The organism is Paenibacillus sp. O199 (genome assembly GCF_001636635.1).
Classification (GTDB): Bacteria; Bacillota; Bacilli; order Paenibacillales; family Paenibacillaceae; genus Paenibacillus; species Paenibacillus marchantiae.
This window is the reverse complement of sequence record NZ_LGRP01000001.1, coordinates 19,212-35,881: the sequence shown is the minus strand read 5'-3', so window position 1 is coordinate 35,881 and position 16,670 is coordinate 19,212. Positions and strand designations below refer to the sequence as shown.

The window sequence follows — 16,670 nt, the reverse complement described above, 5'->3', positions numbered from 1 at the left end:
ACCAGAGCCCTCGCATTAGCCAATAAATCCCCTCAGGGTGGACAGGTCCATAGAGATTCCATGATTGTGGAATCTTCCTGTACAAAAGAGGGGATTTTTGTTGTTCCGTTTTGAAATTCGAGATAGAGACGAGAGAGAGTACCTCACAATGGAGCTGTGACGGCATTTTTTAATTTGGATACGCCTTCCTGTAATTGAACATCTGACAAATGTGCAAATGATAAATAGATACCATACTTCGTACCGTCAGACGTTGAACTGCTGACTTCTGCGTATACAACCCCCTCTAATCTAGCCGACGAACGAAAGACTTCATAAGTGGACGCATCACCTCGCCACCAGCCAAACACGTGCAGACCGGCTTCATTTTCCACCCAATCAAACCATGTAGAGAGTTGCTGGTTCAAAAGTTTGAGTAACAGATGAAATTTGCGACTGTATAAACGATTCATCCTGCGCAGATGACGCTCATATTGGCCGCTTGTCATAAATGCTGCTAATGCCCGCTGCTCGATCAGATTGACGGGTCTTGGCTCGTATAATGCCTGTGCCTTTCTAAAGGTGTCTGCCAAAGTAGGGGGGAGAACCACATAACCAAGCCGTACTTCCAAAGGCAAGGTTTTCGTAAAGCTACCCAGGTAGATTACGCGCCCCGCTTTATCCAATGTTTTCAGCGGTTCAACATGCATTCCGCGATATCGGAATTCACTATCATAATCATCTTCGACAATCATGGCATCATGACGATGTGCCCAGTCCAGCAATGTTTGTCTGCGTTCAAGGCTGAGCATTTCGCCAGTAGGGAATTGTCGGGACGGCGTGACAAACAACATACGTGCTTCCCAGTTTTGGGGAACAACGCCTTGACCATCGAGATTGGCTTCAATCAACGTTGCACCTGCAGCCAAAATGGCTTGAGAAATCCCGATATAACAAGGACTCTCCGTCACTACATGATCTCCGGGATCTGCAAGTAATTGAGTGAGTAGAGCTATAGCTTGCATAGAGCCTGCAGTCACTGCAATATGATCCGCATCGACTTGAATCCCCCGCATCCGCCGAAGGTAGGCAGCAATGGCTTCTCGCAATTTCGGCTCTCCTGTTGAACTAACAAGAGCAGAGGTTGTTTCTATGTGATGCTCTCGATTTCGTATCTCAGCATACAATCGATTGTTCCATTCATCGTAAGGGAATTTGGAGAAATCAGGCTGGTATTTGCTAAAATCAATAACTTCGTCGCTTTTTATTCTGGAATTACTTGTTTGTGCATTGGTTTGTGAATTCCTTTGAGTTGTGTGCTGTTCAAACTGCTGAATACGATTCCCCCAGGCTGATAAGTGATGAGCGCAAGCTTTCACGGTGGACGCATCATTGCTTAAATCCAACTGATAAGCAACAAAGGTTCCTCTTCCATGCTCTGAATGAATGTAACCTTGAGCAGTCAATGTATCATAAACCTGATTCACTGTGCCTCGGGAAATGTGATACGTCGCAGCTAACTCTCTCGTAGATGGTAACTTCTCGCCATGCACCAGATTACCTTCATGAATAGCATCACGAATTGCATGATAGAGAGCCTTCATCTTGGTATATTTTCGGTTCAAATATGAACTGTAAGCTACATGAAATTGCATATGCCCTCCAGAGGTTAAATTAGAAGTGGTACAATAAAAACCGAAATAATTGGATCTTTTTAGTTGTCCATTCTCATTTTATACTAAATCATAGGTTGAAGTGAAACAATAAATTAAATTAGGAGGAATACAATCATGCAAACAGGTACAGATCGTGTAAAAAGAGGAATGGCTGAGATGCAAAAAGGCGGCGTCATTATGGACGTCATGAATGCAGAGCAAGCTAAAATTGCTGAAGCGGCAGGGGCAACAGCTGTTATGGCTCTTGAGCGGGTACCTTCCGATATTCGCGCAGCTGGCGGTGTAGCTCGTATGGCAGATCCAACCATCGTGGAAGAGGTTATGAAGGTTGTATCTATTCCGGTTATGGCCAAGGCGCGTATCGGTCATTACATAGAAGCCAAAGTGCTTGAATCTCTAGGTGTGGACTATCTCGATGAAAGTGAAGTTCTTACGCCTGCAGATGAAGTGTTCCATATTGATAAACATGAGTTTACTGTACCATTTGTATGTGGAGCCAAAGATCTGGGAGAAGCTCTTCGCCGTATTGGTGAAGGTGCATCGATGATTCGTACAAAAGGCGAGCCTGGAACGGGTAACATCGTTGAGGCAGTTCGTCATATGCGTCTGATTAACAGCCAGATCCGCAAAGTGAAAAACATGTCCAAGGATGAGTTGTACGCTGAAGCAAAAAATCTGGGCGTAGCTTTTGAATTACTGCGCGATGTTCATGAAAATGGAAAACTTCCTGTCGTTAACTTTGCAGCCGGCGGTGTAGCCACTCCGGCAGACGCAGCACTAATGATGCATCTGGGAGCAGACGGTGTGTTTGTAGGATCAGGTATCTTCAAATCAGATAACCCTGAGAAATTCGCTCGTGCAATCGTTGAAGCTACAACACATTACACGGATTACAAACTGATTGCCGAAGTATCCAAAAACTTGGGTGCCCCTATGAAAGGCATTGAAATTTCTAAATTGGCTCCAGAAGAGCGCATGTCCAACCGCGGTTGGTAAGCTTAAATAGAACATTAATTTTAAAGTATTGTTATGATTTTACACAACACTGTATATGAGCATTGAGCTTGAATGGGGTAGGAATAGATATCAAGAAAAGCCGATCAATGAGAAAATTGATCGGCTTTGTTGCGCTTTAGGGTCTGAATCATGCGTTTCATCCGAATCTCGCTCTTAAACCTGTGATAAAATAGTATATTTGAGAGTGAAATTCAGCATCGATGTCGATGAAAGGCGGATGTTCAAACATGTTCAATGTTGCAATCTGTGATGACGAGGAGAACCAAAGAGAACTTGTAAAAACGATGCTTATCTCCTTATCTCTAAAAACGAATATTGATTTTCAAATTACATTATTTGCATCCGGTGAGCAGCTCGTCTCACATTATAAAAACGTTGGAGACACGTTTCATATCCTCATCATGGATGTGGAGATGAGCGGAATGAACGGAATCCAGACAGCCAAAGAAATCAGGAATATGAAGTATCTGGATGTGCAAATCATGTTTCTGACCAGCTACCCCGAGTATATGGTGGAGAGTTTTGATGTGGTTACTTTTCAATATCTGATCAAACCAATCCTGCCGGATATCTTCGAGGAGAAAATGATTAAGCTGTGCCAATATTTTATAGCGCTGGACAAAAAGTATGTACTGATTAAATCAGACTATGAAGAGCTTCTATTGAAATACGATGATATTCTCTGGATTGAGGTCATGAAGAGTTTGACGATCAAGAACAAATTAAAATTTGTGACTCAGGAAAATTCGCATGAGAGCAAAGGCATCTTATCCGGTTACGCTACCGCTTTGAAAGATCATGGTTTCTTGCAAATTCATCGCTCGATTATTATCAACCTGATGCATGTTCAGAAGTTTGCGGGTACTCAAGTCATCATGTTAAATGGTACGGAATTGCCTATAGGCCGCTCCAAAGTCAAGGAAGTCAAGGATGCTTATACCAAATATATGATCATGAGGATTCAGTGATATGGATATGTATGTATACTTGTCTGTGCTCGTCGTTCCTTTACTTATGGCATTCCAGGTGAATTTTTATTTCAATTCCGTGCTGGGCAAGTCCAGACGAAAGCCATATAGAGCAATCTATTTCATTGTATTTATCGTACTAGGGTATTTCTATTTGGTATCTTCATTTTCACCTGTCGTTTCGTCCGTTTTTGCATTGTTATTCATCTTCAGCCTGGCACAATCCTATGAAGTGGAATTCATCATAAAACTTGCTTTTACCATCCTCTATGCAGTACTGCTCACAACGGTAAATTACATTGCCGTATATATTATGAGTGCGATCGATTCCACGGATTACAGCATATGGGATCATTTCAACGTGGATTATCACTGGGTGTTCTCCAAAGTGATGTTGCTTGGTTGCAGTATCATGTTCATTGTTATCCAGATTGTGCGTTTGATTGCCAAACGGAGAAGTTTCGCTGTGCAATATCGTTATTATTTCTTGTTTCTGATCGTACCCACCATTACGATCTATCAGATCAATGTGGCCTCGACTTATAGTGAAAAAAATATATATTACGTCGTTTCCGTGCTGGGCTCTCTTTTTCTCAATGTGTTCATTGTTTATGTATTCGATAATATGGTGGAAAAGGTTCAGCTCGCACATGAAAATGTTCAACTACAGCGTCAGATGGACTATCAGGATGCCAACTATGAAAAGACAGTGCACAGTTTCAAAAACGTGAAAAGCATCATCCATGATACCAATCAGCAGTTCCTGTACATTGAAGAGTGTATCAAGCAAAACAAGCTTGATGCCGCAGGTGAGCATATTAAACTCACATTGAATAAGATTGAAGGAGCGTACCAGCGGGTGAACTCCGGCAATCTTGTTATCGATGCCCTTGTTACGAATACCATCGCCGTGGGGAAGGCAAATGGGATCAAAGTCGACACCCGTATTCAACTCCATTCACAACATCTCCATATCGATCGTTATGATCTGTGCGTTGTGCTCGGCAATATGTTGGATAATGCCATCGAAGCTTCCAAGAAAGTTAGACATGCCGAAGACAGGTATATCCTGGTTGCAATTCACTCCACGGCGTCTGCACTCGTAATCCAGATTCTAAATCATGTGGAGCAAAAATTGACTCACCTCAAGAGTGAGAAGCCCAATCCCGAGTTCCATGGGATCGGCTTAACCAATATATCGAGAATGTGCGACAAGTATGGCGGACATATGAGTATCGAGAATAATCATCGGACATTTAATAACATGGTCGTTCTTCCTTTTGACATGAACAGTCTCTGAACATACCGTTCGGGGATTGTTTTTTTCCATTCAGGGTTCGTTATCGTTCTATATGCTTCTTCCCCGATATGATGAATGTAATTATATGAGCAGTATCATAAGGGAGGAAGTTATTATCATGAAGAAACTAATCAGTATGCTATGTACGGCTGTACTTGTAGTCATTCCGATGACAGATGTCAGTGCAGAGACGAACAAGATGGGAGCGATTGAAGATCAGGCTGGGCGACTCGCCACAGAGATGGTGCAGAATTATGGTGTCACAGGTTTACAATATGCGATCATGGATGAAGGGAAGATCATTTTGTCCGACAGTGTTGGATTTCAGGACAAAGCATCCAAGACACCAGTCGACAAGGATACCATGTTTGGAATAGGCTCCGTTAGCAAAATGGTTGTCACGGCTGCCACCATGATGCTGGTGGATTCCGGTAAAGTGGATCTGGATCAGTCCCTCACTTCCTATATTAAAGATTTTGAAATGGCAGATGCCCGGTATACCCAAATAACCCCACGAATGCTCATGAACCATTCCTCCGGGCTTTATGGTACGCATTATGGAAACAGTATGTTATTTGACGATACCGATACCCGCAATCATGATGAATTACTACTCAAACTAAAGTCAGAGAAATTGAAATCAACCCCGGGAGCCTATTCCGTCTATAGCAATGATGGCTTTCAATTGCTTGAGATATTGGTTGAACGTGTGAGTGGATTGAGCTACAGCGAATTTATTGCCAAGTTCATTAGTGAGCCGTTACAGCTGCAAGCAACCAAGACACCGCTTGATTCTTTTGATAGAAAACAATTATCCGAAACCTATTGGCCTTCGTTTGAAACGAAACTGCCTGTCGAAAATGCCAATATCATCGGTGCAGGTGGAGTCTACTCGACTGCAGAAGAATTAAGCAAGTTCGCTGAAGTGTTGATAGGAAACAAACCGGATATTCTGTCCAAATCAGCAGCAGAGTCCATGCAAAATCATGAATATCGTCGGGGAATATGGGTGTCCGAAGAGAGAAATACCTTCAACTATGGTCTCGGATGGGATGCTGTAGCACTAGCACCGTTCAGCGATTATGGCATTACCGCACTTGCCAAAGGTGGAGACACCATGATGTATCATGCCTCATTAATCACTATACCGGAACATGATATCTCAATGGCGGTCCTTTCTTCGGGCGGGTCTTCTATTTATAATCAGATGTTTGCCACTAAAGTTCTGCTGGAGGTTCTTAAAGATCAAGGCATCATCGACGAAATAGATCCTGATCAAACATTCTCATCACCTGTCAAAACAACGATGCCTTCGGAATTGACGGCGTATTCAGGCCTCTATGGTACGGTAGGTACAACAATTGATATAGAGGTTAAGAATGGCGAGATCGCACTTCCGGCTATGCAGGGAGGACTTATCCCAGAGCAGAATTACGTATACACGGGTGAAGGACAATTTACGAGTAAAGACGGAAGTGTGAAGGTCAGCTTCGAGAAAGAAAGCAACGACAAGGTATATTTTAAAGTTCAGGCGAATATCACGCTGCCTGGATTAGGCCAAACGGTCATGAACACATATGATTATCAAAAATTGGAAAATAATTCGCTGGATACAGCATCGAAAGAGAAATGGAAGGCTAGAAACGGCTCGAAATATTACGCGCTGGATGAAAAGATAACGTCGATCTTCTATCTGGTGCCATCGATGCTGATCAAAAACCTGACCGTAGATGTGGAGAACGGTTATGCGAATGGCAACCAAATTGTAGATCCGGATAATGCAGAGAATGTTGCCCAGATTCCTGTGATGAACGGAAGAGATGCTTTCGATCTGCATTTCCGCACGAAGAACGAAGCGGAGTACTTAACTCAGGATGGACAGGAGTATATTGCGGAGGAAGCCATTACACCAATCTTCGGTGGGAAAAAAGGCATCACCACCATCCCTTCAAACGGTCAAGCTCGGTGGTATGCCATCGATTCCCGCTCGGCGAACAAAACGTTAACCGTGGATTCTCCGGAGAGTGGAGGTTATGCGGTATATAACGATAAAGGTGAAGTGGTTCAATTCTCGAAAGCAACCAATCAACAATCAACGCTGCTTCCCAAAGGTGGTTTTATCGTCTTTGGTGGTGAAGTGGGAGATGTTTTCAAGCTTCAACTAAAGTGATTGCATAAGGAAAAATGATTTCATTCGAAAATATCGGATTCTGAGCGTAGGTTGCTCGTGATCCGATATTTTTCTTTTTGTATACGCCCAAACACAACATGATTCCCCTTCATAGGTTATATGGAATCAGCCTAATTTGTTAATGAAAATTATGTGTTTTCATAACTAAGGAGTTGGATAGATACGTGATTTCAAAAGTTAAGCTTACAGGGCGAGTGGTGTTTAAAGGTGACCCTGGATATGAAGTGGCTCGGAAGAACTGGGATCCGCATACGGACAGATTCCCTAAAGTTTTTGTATTTGCTCAAAAAACACAGGATGTAGCCAATGCCATAAGATGGGCGCGTCAAAATAAGGTCCCTATTCGTCCGAGAAGTGGGAGGCACGCTTTAGAGCCCAACCTATCACAAGTCAATGGTGGTATTGTCATCGACGTTAGCGAAATGAAGAAAATCAAATTAAACAAAAAAAGCGGAACGGCCGTCGTGGAGACAGGAAATCGGGTAGGAAGAATCGTGGATACGTTGGCTCGACAAGGATATATGGCCCCATTTGGTGACAGTCCAACGGTTGGAATTGGTGGAATAACACCTGGTGGTGGAATTGGTCCACTGCAAAGGACAACGGGTCTCATCTGTGATAATCTAATCGAGCTCGAAATGGTTGACGCTAAAGGGCGGATTATTCGGGCGAACAAAAAGAAAAATTCCGATCTTCTGTGGGCTACACGTGGCGGCGGAGGCGGTAACTTCGGTGTATATACTAAATATAAATTCAAGGTGCGGCGCTCTCCAGCCAAAGCTACTGTATTTAGTATCACATGGCCATGGAATCAGTTCGAAAAAGTCGTGAAGAAATGGCAAGTATGGGCGCCTAATGCCAGTACCAAGCTGGGAAGTGAATTAAGTGTTGGTCCCAAAAAAGGCGGAAATGTTAGCATGATAGGGGTATACCTCGGTTCGAAGAGTGAAGCCCTCCGTCAGTTGGAACCCATTCTTAGCGTAGGAACGCCTACCAAAAAAAGCATTCTGTACCTGCCATACAGGGCAGCCACGAAGTTTTTACTAGCCCCAGATCCTGTGCTCACTCAAAGGTACAGCAACCAGTTTTCCAGTGGCTTTGGTAGACAGCCATTCCCGGATAAAGCCTTCAAAGTCATGCGTGAGTTTCTGGAAAATGCAGAGGAAGGTACACCAGCCGGTTTCTATTTCCTTAACTGGGGCGGTGCTGTAAGTCGAGTCGCTCCTCAAGCCACTGCGTTTTATTGGCGAAAAGCTGAATTTTATGTGGAATGGAACAGCTCATGGGTGAAGCCATCGCGTGCAGCTAAAAATATTGCTTTGACTCGGAACACAAGAAAGAAATTGCAGCCTTATATTGTAGGGTCCTACATTAACGTACCAGACCAAGGTATTAAAAATCCAGGGCCGACCTATTATGGGAAGAACTACGCCAGATTGAGAAAAGTAAAAGCGAAATATGATCCGAAAAATGTGTTTAATAACCCGCAAAGTATTCCGCCAGCTAAATTAAAATAGGGTACGATTTCCAAACCGTTAATTCTGAAAAGAGTTAACGGTTTTTTTGACCTTTCTAATCGTTGTATTTACTATTTATTGTAGAGTAAGATGTAAAAAAATAATATTCATACTGCAACGGGGTTCTGGTAATTTATTTTAAGGAGGTAAAAGATGGATTACATTTCGTCGATTGAAGCGGCATTAAAGGTGAAGCGCCCTAAATATACCGCCATAGCGGCGGGGCGACGTCATACCATTGGTCTTAGATCGGACGGAACGGTGACGGCAGTGGGTGATCATAAAGTTGGACAATGTGATGTAAACGGTTGGCGCGATATGGTGGCGGTAGCTGCTGGTAATGTTCACATGGCAACGAACACGGGTAATGCGCATACTATCGGCCTAACGTCTCGGGGCACTGTAGTGGCTGTGGGTTGGAATATACACGATCAATGCGAAGTCAACGACTGGCACGATATTGTAGCAATTGCTGCGGGGTGGCGTCGTACCGTTGGTCTTAAATCGGACGGCACAGTGATTGCAGTGGGACGAAATAATGAAGGCGAATGCGATGTAAGCAGCTGGCGTGATATGGTGGCGGTAGCGGCGGGTGACTGGCATACCGTCGGACTTAAATCAGACGGAACGGTGACGATTGTGGGCAATAATCAGTATGGCCAATGTGAAGTAAGCGGTTGGAGCGACATTGTCGAAGTAGCGGCAGGGTATCTTCATACCGTGGGGCTTACATCGGACGGTAAGGCGGTTGCCGTGGGTAGGAATAAACATGGCCAATGCGATACAAGCGACTGGGGTAATATTACGGCGATAGCGGTAGGAAGTAATCATACCATTGGCCTTAAATCGGACGGTACGGTTGTGGCTGTGGGGTTGAATAAGCATGAACAGTGCAATGTAGGGGGCTGGTGTGATATTGTGGCGGTAGCTGCGGGTTGTGCTCATACTCTTGGCATTAAATCAGACGGCACGGTGGTGGCTGTGGGGGATAATGAATATGGTCAATGTGATGTAAGCAGTTGGCGCGGCTAATTTACTATGGACGGGGGAAATGAATTGAAACGGATTGCGGTATATTGTGGTGCAAGTAAAGGTAACAACGCTATTTACGAGAAAGCTGCCGTTCAGATAGGTAACTGGATTGTTGACCAGGAACATGAACTAGTCTATGGTGGCGGAAAAGCAGGATTAATGGGAGTACTCGCTGATACTGTGATTCAACGTAGTGGCATTGTTACTGGGGTTATACCCACCTTTTTGCAAGCGAGAGAACTGGCCCATGAGCAGCTTAACAAAATCATTATTGTGTCTAATATGCATGAGAGAAAAGCTAAAATGATTGAACTTGCAGACTGCTATATTGCAATTCCAGGTGGACCAGGGACACTTGAAGAAATTACAGAGGTCATTTCGTGGGGGAGAATTGGGCAGCATGTCAATCCATGCATCTTCTACAATGTGAACGGATATTATGATCTGATTGGCCAATTCTATGACAAAATGGTCGAAGAAGGTTTCTTAACGAAAACAGATAGACAAAAGATACTTGTTACAGATTCTTTAGACGAAATTAACACTTTTATAAGTACTTATGTACCGCCTGATATTCGTCAATACAATTAATGTTTAATATCAGCGGCAATGTAACGAACGGATGAGTAGAAGGTTCGAAGACGGCACGTTCCGACTGGCACAATCGGTTAGGGCTCCATTGAAAGTCGCTATTATAGCGGCTTTTTTTGTTTTATCTGGATGTGCTACTAGAAACGGAAGATCTCGAGGGCATGGATAGTTGATCTGTCGTGGAAATTTCACCAATGGAATGTGGGGCTCTATAAATCGCAACTTCTTTATATGATAATAGTTATCATTCTCATTTACGTAGTTCGACATTTGCTGTATACTGACAATGACTATGATACATAATGGCCAAAAAGAAAAAGGAAAAGGGAGAGATTTTGAATGTTTTTACGAGTGAAAAAAGGAGCAATCCTTTGTTTAATTACTGCACTTGTTTTTGTGCTTGCAGCTTGCTCCAGTAGTAATGGCAGCAGCAAAGATGCAAACACTAGCTCACAGGGAGCAGTGACGGATACCGCTACGAATGCTTCAACAGATGAGCAAAAAACGGATGCGGATGCGACAGGCGCAGCTCAAACAACGTACCCATTTGTTGTGTCAAACTATACAACTGAAAACGGCACCTGGGTGGCAAAGGAACAAACCTTTGATAAGGCACCTGAACGAGTAGTTGCCAATACACAAGGTGCAGCAGAGTTATTGATTCGTCTTGGTTTGACTGACAAGATTGTTGGCGTAGCGGCGTTGTTTGGCAATGTACCTGATGATATTGCTGAAGATTTCAAAAAAATTCCTGTGTTATCTGAAGGTTATGTAGGTAAAGAAGTGACCATAGGTGCTTCACCTGATCTGATTATGGGGCGCGGGGGATTGTTTGAAGATGCTGATTGGGGCGTTGGCACTGTAAACAGTCTGAATGAGATGAATATCAAAACATTTGTACAAAGTACCAGTGTTACTGACGCAAAATTAGATAATCTATATCAGGATATCACTGAGCTAGGTAAAATATTTAACGTACAAGCGAATGCAGCGGCATATATCGATCAGCTCAAAGCACGTGAGAAAGCGTTATCGGCTCGAGCAAGCGCTGAAACGATCAATTATGCATCTTTCTTTGATAATGGTGATGGAACCATTGGAGTGTACAACGGAAATGGAGACACATTTATTGAAAGTGCAATGTCATTAATCAATATGCATAATATGCTGATTAACGAAGAAGGCACCCTAAGTTTGGAGAAGCTAATCGAGATCAATCCAGATGCCATGATTATTTCGAAATATGCCGGCGGTATTGATCCAGAACAAACGATTGAAAAGCTGCTAGCCAACAAGCAATTGCAAAGTATTAACGCGATTAAAAACAAGAAAATTTACGTTATCGATTTCAACAACTTCTGGGGTTACGGCGATTCTATCTTCACAGGAGTTGAAGCACTTGCAGATGATCTGAACTTGTAAGGGCACATGCGCTTGCTTGATTACCATGATCCGATAAATATCATGTTTATTTTAACGGCAGAACAGTAATTTACTGGGCTGTCGTTTTCATTTTAATATGATCAAAGTATCGAAACAGGATAAGGCCCTTCCTCTTCATATTCGGGAAGAGAAGGGCTTGTCCGCATTAATGATTAATGAAGGATGTTTTTATTGGCAGAAGACCCAGATTATTGCGTTTCCTCTTTCACATCGGCCACTTTTATCACGGGATAGGTTTGAACTGCATGGTCCAAAGTTTGTTTCTCCATCAGTTTCCCATCCAAGATAACGGCTGAGATGCTTGTCGTATTTCGGATATCCTCTAACGGATTCTTATCAAGAATTACGAGATCGGCAAGTTTTCCTTTTTCTACGGTGCCCAGTTCCTGCTCTCTTTCCAAATATCGTGCCGGATTCAACGTTGCTGACTGCAAGGCCTGGAGTGGGGTGAGGCCGCTTTTAACTAGCAATTCAAGTTCATCGTGCAAGGAAATGCCGTATATAAAGTTAGTCATTTCGTAACTGGAATCGGTGCCTGCAAGCATAGGCACGCCAGCATCATTTAACTTTTTGACCATGCCCGGCGTTAGGGAATTGATGGCCTCCATTAATTCCGTTTGTTCGGGAGGGGTTGCGCGAATCACTTCGGCCCATTGCTTCTGCACGGCCGTCGGTACGTATTTGGACCGCGGATCGATTTCGGTTTTGGCCATATTCAAATAGGTAACCATGGTCGGTACAGGCCAGACACCTTTTTCTTTGAATTTGCGGAACAGCTTGTTAGCCTTTACTGAATCATAAGATTGGGAAGCCTCGACCTCTGCGAGCGAATAACCAAGCAAATCACTCATATCGGAATGTTTGAAAAGTTCATCCTCGATGCTCGAAGTGGCAATAAACAACCCGTGTAGGTGCTCTATGCTCTTAAATCCTAGCTGAACGGCTTCGCTGGCTCGAACCTCTACCGGCAAATGACCGACAACTGGCAAACCGTATTTTTGGGCTTCATCCATGACTGCTAGAAACAGAGGACGCGGCAACCAAGAGTACACTTTGATATGATCCGCGCCTTTTGCCACATTGAGACGTACAGCTTCTCGCGCTTGTTCCTCTGTGCTCAGGTAGAACATGTGTGGGGCTTCGTCAGCAGGACCTCCATTTAGAGTTGAACCTGCATAGAATAGACGTGGTGCAGCCATCCCGGCTTGAATACTCGTTTTCCATATATCGACGTTTGTCAGCGCCGCGCCCATCTCCCTTACTCCGGTTACCCCATTAGCCAGAAAGAGAGGAAAAGCGTCTTTATAGTTATCTTCCAGATGGACATGCATGTCCCACAGACCGGGAATGATGTATTGGCCCTTCGCATTCCGTACTTGCGCGTAATCGGGAATGGCCGTTTGACTGCTACTTCCAATGTAACTGATCTTGTTATCCTTAATGATAATGGTCTGATCGCTGCCTAACTTTCCGGACCTTACATCTACAATCGTCGCATGCTCAAGCACTAACGTCTGCCTTGTCGCAGGTTCAATGCTTGCATAACCGGTACCTGTAGCGCATGCTAACACAATCCATAATGCCATGAACCCTACTATGTACTTCTTGAAGCTGCCTAATTCTCTCGTTAAACTCATTTTTGTCCTCCTCATAGATATGAATGATATCAACTGATTTATCTTCATTCTAGAGTGTGAATCCTGATTTTTTATTAATTCATTCTTACAAAAATCTTACGGTTGAAAGGGAAGAGGGAGCAGTAGCCTTTTTTGTTTTTAGCCTTGTCAAATTAACAAATCCTGAATAATCTAACACATACCACAAAAGAGGGGGAAGAAACATGAGCGAAGTTGGATATGGAAATGTAGGCGGACTTGGTGGAGGATACGGTGGCTTCACGTCCGTTGGTGCAATTCTGGTATTGTTTATTCTGTTGGTTATCATCTCCAAAGCATTCTTAGTTTAATATTAAGCTTAGAATTTCCGCTGGCTTTCGCTGGCGGTTTTTTTGTTTTGTAAAGGTCAACAAAAGCAATTTAAATAGGGAACGTTATGTCATGATTAACTGACATAACGTTCCCTAACATGATCCTACATTTCTCGCTTATACTACGGTGATCGTTCCATAATACATGTACATGCCACAATTGAAGTTGTACGTTCCAGGTTTCAGATCTTTTAGGGTAATGAAGTTGTCTCCTTTTTCAAGATAAACATCTATTCCTAAATCTTTAGACTGAACACTTCTTATACATGTATAACCTGAATGTTTTATAAAATTTATTTTCGTCGGAACGCCAGCTTTTACTTTAATATTTTCTTGACTAAAACCATCTGATTTTACGTCGACAGAAACAATCTGATATCCTGAATTTTCTTGAACAGAATTAGCTTGCTCACTCTGTGATTCTTGTGATTTAATTGCCGATGTATCATTCGGTTGGAATTGGTAAAATAACGTTGCACCCACAGCTACAATTCCAAAAGCTACAGTGAGTATACCTCCAATAAACGGCACACCAATTCCACTTTTATTTGTTTTAGCGCTAGTATCCGTTTCTTGATTCGACAATTGAAGAGCAACGCTCAAAATAAAAATGAATAGGATATCAACAAATATCATCATGATATAGGAAGGACCAATCATTACCCCGAGCATTGCGCCCATCATGCCACCCATGATTCCTGCCAACATACCATCCAAAGTTGCCAATATACTGATAGGTTTGCCTGTGAAGTATCCGGCTCCTAAGCCAAACAATATGGCGGCAATGGATGGGACTGTTAGATCACGAGGAAACACAATGCCTAATTGTACACCAAGTACAAGGCTGGACATCATGCCAATGGTCATAGCGATCATCATGCCAGGCATATCTGTGAGTTTTTCTTTTCGCTTATACGTTTTAAGAACAATGAATGCTGTAAACAGTACGACCATAACTATACTTAATATCGCTAATAACACAATCTTATTCCTCCTAATATCCATACAGTAATGATGGTAGTTATCTACTCATAACATTACGATCAAGATCATTCATCTCACTCATGTACTAATATATCAGAATTATCATAAGAACGTGACTATTGTCACAGACAAGTCAAAGGATTGTCGTAATAGTATGAAGATAAATTGACATTTTGTTGATATCTCTTTCTGAGTATGGTCTAACCTAAATATAAGTTTCACTCTATATCAAAAAAATCAAGTGTCATTTTGGCCATTTCTTCTTTTGACTCCGTACAACCGCGTATTATCCACTTTTTTAATATGCTCCATAACCCCGCAGCCACCATCGTTCTCATATAATCTTTTTCTATTTCGCTCTGGTACTCATGCTTAGTACCTATGATATGCTCCATCGCTTCCAAGTAAAGAACGTATTGGTCGTTAAGAAGTCCAAATAATTGATTTTCGATTAAAATGTGCAGAAAAACGTTATGTTTCTCCCAAAATGTGAAATAGGCAAGGGGCATTTCATGAGGCCCTAAGTTTTGATCACAAATATATTCAAAAAAATCCTGAAACATTAAATCAATGATTTCGACGAGTACAGATTCCTTGGATGTGAAGTTGCGGTAAAAGGTTTTTCTTACTAGACCGGCTTTATCACACATCTCTGTTATCGTGATTGCGCTATAGGGTTTTTCCTGTAAAAGTTCAATTAAAGCATCACATAACCATTTCTTTGATCGTTGAGCAATAGGATTAACGCGAGTAGACATGTCACAAATCACCTCTAATGTGTAACCTCTGTCACACGTATTGACTGCTTTATAGACATCCAATTATAATCGAACCCAACAAGTTACACAAGTGTGACACTAATGGGATGCGGAGGAATTTAGGATGAACAAGGTAGTGACTTTAGCACATACCAATGAAGATTACAAAAGATTAGGGATTACGAAAGAACCTGCCAATTGGGAAGATGGTATGAGAACAGATGGACAAGCAGGTAGTTATGAGTGGTGGTATTTTGACGCCGAATTTACAGATGGTACTAAGATTGTAGTCGTGTTCTACACGAAGTATGAGTTCGACCTCAAAGGTGAGGCATGCCCAACAATAAGGTTTGATCTGACGATGCCGGATGGTAGAAACATTTCGAAAAAAATATCCGAAGAGAAAGGTAGTACAATCCGCGCTTCCAAAGAAACATGTGATGTGAAAATTGATAGAAGTAGTATCCAATACTCCAATGGGGATTATATAATCCATTTCGTTGACGATGACATTGAATATCGCTGTACCATGAAATCTATCGTGCCCATGTGGAGACCTAAAACAGGACATATATTTTTTGGAGAAAAACAAAAGGACTTCTTTGCATGGTTCGTTTCCCAGCCTTCTGCCGATCTGGAGGCCGTACTTACTGTAAATGGACAACGCCGTGAATTAGTTGGTAACGGATATCACGATCATAATTGGGGAAACGCAGAAATGAACAAGCTCATCAACCATTGGTACTGGTGCCGTGCTAATATTGGACCGTATACCGTGATATCTTGCGATATCATTGCGGAGAAAAAGTATGGTTATACACGCATGCCTATCATCATGATTGCTAAAGATGGTGTGATTCTGGAAGATCGTGAGGAGAACACGAGGATAGAACGAACGGATACGATTAAGCATCCCTTTACAAAGAAATTCATGGATAACCAATTGAAATTTATTCAGTCCTCTGGCAATAACACTTCTTATCAAATTGAGTATCATCGGGAAGCGGATATCGTTGCAAGTTCTCTATTGGAGGGCATGAAGCTTTCTTTACCGATGCGTGTGGCTGTAAAAGTCTTGAAAATAAATCCAACATACGTTCGTAGTATAGGGACAGTTAAGTTGACCGTCAATGAGAATGGGAAGCAAGAGGTACATCAGCAGGAAGGTCTCTGGGAACAGATGTTCTTTAGCAACATCAAAGACGCTATTATTTGTGAATAACAGGA

At 42.5% G+C, this 16,670-nt stretch carries 14 protein-coding genes; 10 read left to right on the top strand and 4 right to left on the bottom strand.

Annotated features, from left to right (window positions below; all coding sequences use genetic code 11):
- Nucleotides 1-143 precede the first annotated feature (143 nt).
- Complete coding sequence (gene pdxR / locus A6049_RS00165) at nt 144-1,634, bottom strand: MocR-like pyridoxine biosynthesis transcription factor PdxR (protein ID WP_063562654.1); 1,491 nt, start codon at nt 1,632-1,634, stop codon at nt 144-146.
- Between the two features lie 132 nt (nt 1,635-1,766).
- Here pdxR and pdxS point away from each other — a divergent pair, with 132 nt between their 5' ends.
- From pdxS to A6049_RS00125, 8 genes are all read left to right on the top strand, one after another.
- Nucleotides 1,767-2,651: a pyridoxal 5'-phosphate synthase lyase subunit PdxS gene (gene pdxS / locus A6049_RS00160; protein ID WP_205411984.1), complete on the top strand. Its 885-nt coding sequence runs from the start codon at nt 1,767-1,769 to the stop codon at nt 2,649-2,651.
- Between the two features lie 248 nt (nt 2,652-2,899).
- On the top strand, nt 2,900-3,640 hold the full coding sequence (locus A6049_RS00155) for a LytR/AlgR family response regulator transcription factor (RefSeq protein ID WP_063562652.1): 741 nt from the start codon (nt 2,900-2,902) through the stop codon (nt 3,638-3,640).
- Between the two features lies 1 nt (nt 3,641).
- The gene (locus A6049_RS00150) at nt 3,642-4,940 is read left to right on the top strand and encodes an ATP-binding protein (RefSeq protein ID WP_063562651.1); all 1,299 of its coding nucleotides are present in this window, start codon (nt 3,642-3,644) and stop codon (nt 4,938-4,940) included.
- A 118-nt stretch (nt 4,941-5,058) separates the two neighbouring features.
- The gene (locus A6049_RS00145) at nt 5,059-7,110 is read left to right on the top strand and encodes a serine hydrolase domain-containing protein (RefSeq protein WP_063562650.1); all 2,052 of its coding nucleotides are present in this window, start codon (nt 5,059-5,061) and stop codon (nt 7,108-7,110) included.
- A 185-nt stretch (nt 7,111-7,295) separates the two neighbouring features.
- A complete protein-coding gene (locus A6049_RS00140) occupies nt 7,296-8,648 on the top strand; it encodes an FAD-binding oxidoreductase (protein WP_063562649.1) in 1,353 nt (450 codons plus the stop codon).
- A 153-nt stretch (nt 8,649-8,801) separates the two neighbouring features.
- A complete protein-coding gene (locus A6049_RS00135) occupies nt 8,802-9,680 on the top strand; it encodes an RCC1 domain-containing protein (RefSeq protein WP_063562648.1) in 879 nt (292 codons plus the stop codon).
- Between the two features lie 24 nt (nt 9,681-9,704).
- Nucleotides 9,705-10,271, top strand: a complete 567-nt coding sequence (locus A6049_RS00130; RefSeq protein WP_240321264.1) for an LOG family protein — start codon at nt 9,705-9,707, stop codon at nt 10,269-10,271.
- A 339-nt stretch (nt 10,272-10,610) separates the two neighbouring features.
- A complete protein-coding gene (locus tag A6049_RS00125) occupies nt 10,611-11,693 on the top strand; it encodes an ABC transporter substrate-binding protein (RefSeq protein ID WP_063562646.1) in 1,083 nt (360 codons plus the stop codon).
- 209 nt (nt 11,694-11,902) lie between these two features.
- Here the strand turns inward: A6049_RS00125 and A6049_RS00120 are convergent, their stop codons facing one another.
- Entirely contained in the window at nt 11,903-13,351 is a 1,449-nt protein-coding gene (locus tag A6049_RS00120) for an amidohydrolase family protein (protein ID WP_063562645.1), read from the bottom strand.
- Between the two features lie 203 nt (nt 13,352-13,554).
- Between A6049_RS00120 and A6049_RS33850 the strand changes: the two genes are divergently transcribed.
- A complete protein-coding gene (locus A6049_RS33850; RefSeq protein ID WP_063562644.1) occupies nt 13,555-13,680 on the top strand; it encodes a hypothetical protein in 126 nt (41 codons plus the stop codon).
- Nucleotides 13,681-13,818: 138 nt separating this feature from the next.
- On the opposite strand, the gene A6049_RS33845 is transcribed toward A6049_RS33850, so the two are convergent.
- A complete protein-coding gene (locus A6049_RS33845) occupies nt 13,819-14,682 on the bottom strand; it encodes a cupredoxin domain-containing protein (protein WP_240321263.1) in 864 nt (287 codons plus the stop codon).
- A gap of 221 nt (nt 14,683-14,903) precedes the next feature.
- Nucleotides 14,904-15,443 (bottom strand): TetR/AcrR family transcriptional regulator, encoded by a 540-nt coding sequence (locus A6049_RS00105; protein WP_063562643.1) that lies wholly within the window; start codon nt 15,441-15,443, stop codon nt 14,904-14,906.
- Nucleotides 15,444-15,567: 124 nt separating this feature from the next.
- On the opposite strand from A6049_RS00105, the gene A6049_RS00100 reads away from it, so the two are divergent.
- Nucleotides 15,568-16,665 carry a lipocalin-like domain-containing protein gene (locus A6049_RS00100; protein WP_063562642.1) on the top strand — a complete coding sequence of 366 codons (1,098 nt, stop codon included), beginning with the start codon at nt 15,568-15,570 and terminating at the stop codon, nt 16,663-16,665.
- The last annotated feature ends 5 nt before the right edge of the window (nt 16,666-16,670 follow it).

Bases quoted from the DNA above. Each gene is read 5' to 3' on its own strand.
- pdxR (WP_063562654.1), bottom strand. From the start codon at position 1,634: ATGCAATTTCATGTAGCTTACAGTTCATATTTGAACCGAAAATATACC.
- A6049_RS00155 (WP_063562652.1), top strand. From the start codon at position 2,900: ATGTTCAATGTTGCAATCTGTGATGACGAGGAGAACCAAAGAGAACTT.
- A6049_RS00150 (WP_063562651.1), top strand. From the start codon at position 3,642: ATGGATATGTATGTATACTTGTCTGTGCTCGTCGTTCCTTTACTTATG.
- A6049_RS00145 (WP_063562650.1), top strand. From the start codon at position 5,059: ATGAAGAAACTAATCAGTATGCTATGTACGGCTGTACTTGTAGTCATT.
- A6049_RS00135 (WP_063562648.1), top strand. From the start codon at position 8,802: ATGGATTACATTTCGTCGATTGAAGCGGCATTAAAGGTGAAGCGCCCT.
- A6049_RS00125 (WP_063562646.1), top strand. From the start codon at position 10,611: ATGTTTTTACGAGTGAAAAAAGGAGCAATCCTTTGTTTAATTACTGCA.
- A6049_RS00120 (WP_063562645.1), bottom strand. From the start codon at position 13,351: ATGAGTTTAACGAGAGAATTAGGCAGCTTCAAGAAGTACATAGTAGGG.
- A6049_RS33850 (WP_063562644.1), top strand. From the start codon at position 13,555: ATGAGCGAAGTTGGATATGGAAATGTAGGCGGACTTGGTGGAGGATAC.
- A6049_RS00105 (WP_063562643.1), bottom strand. From the start codon at position 15,443: ATGTCTACTCGCGTTAATCCTATTGCTCAACGATCAAAGAAATGGTTA.
- A6049_RS00100 (WP_063562642.1), top strand. From the start codon at position 15,568: ATGAACAAGGTAGTGACTTTAGCACATACCAATGAAGATTACAAAAGA.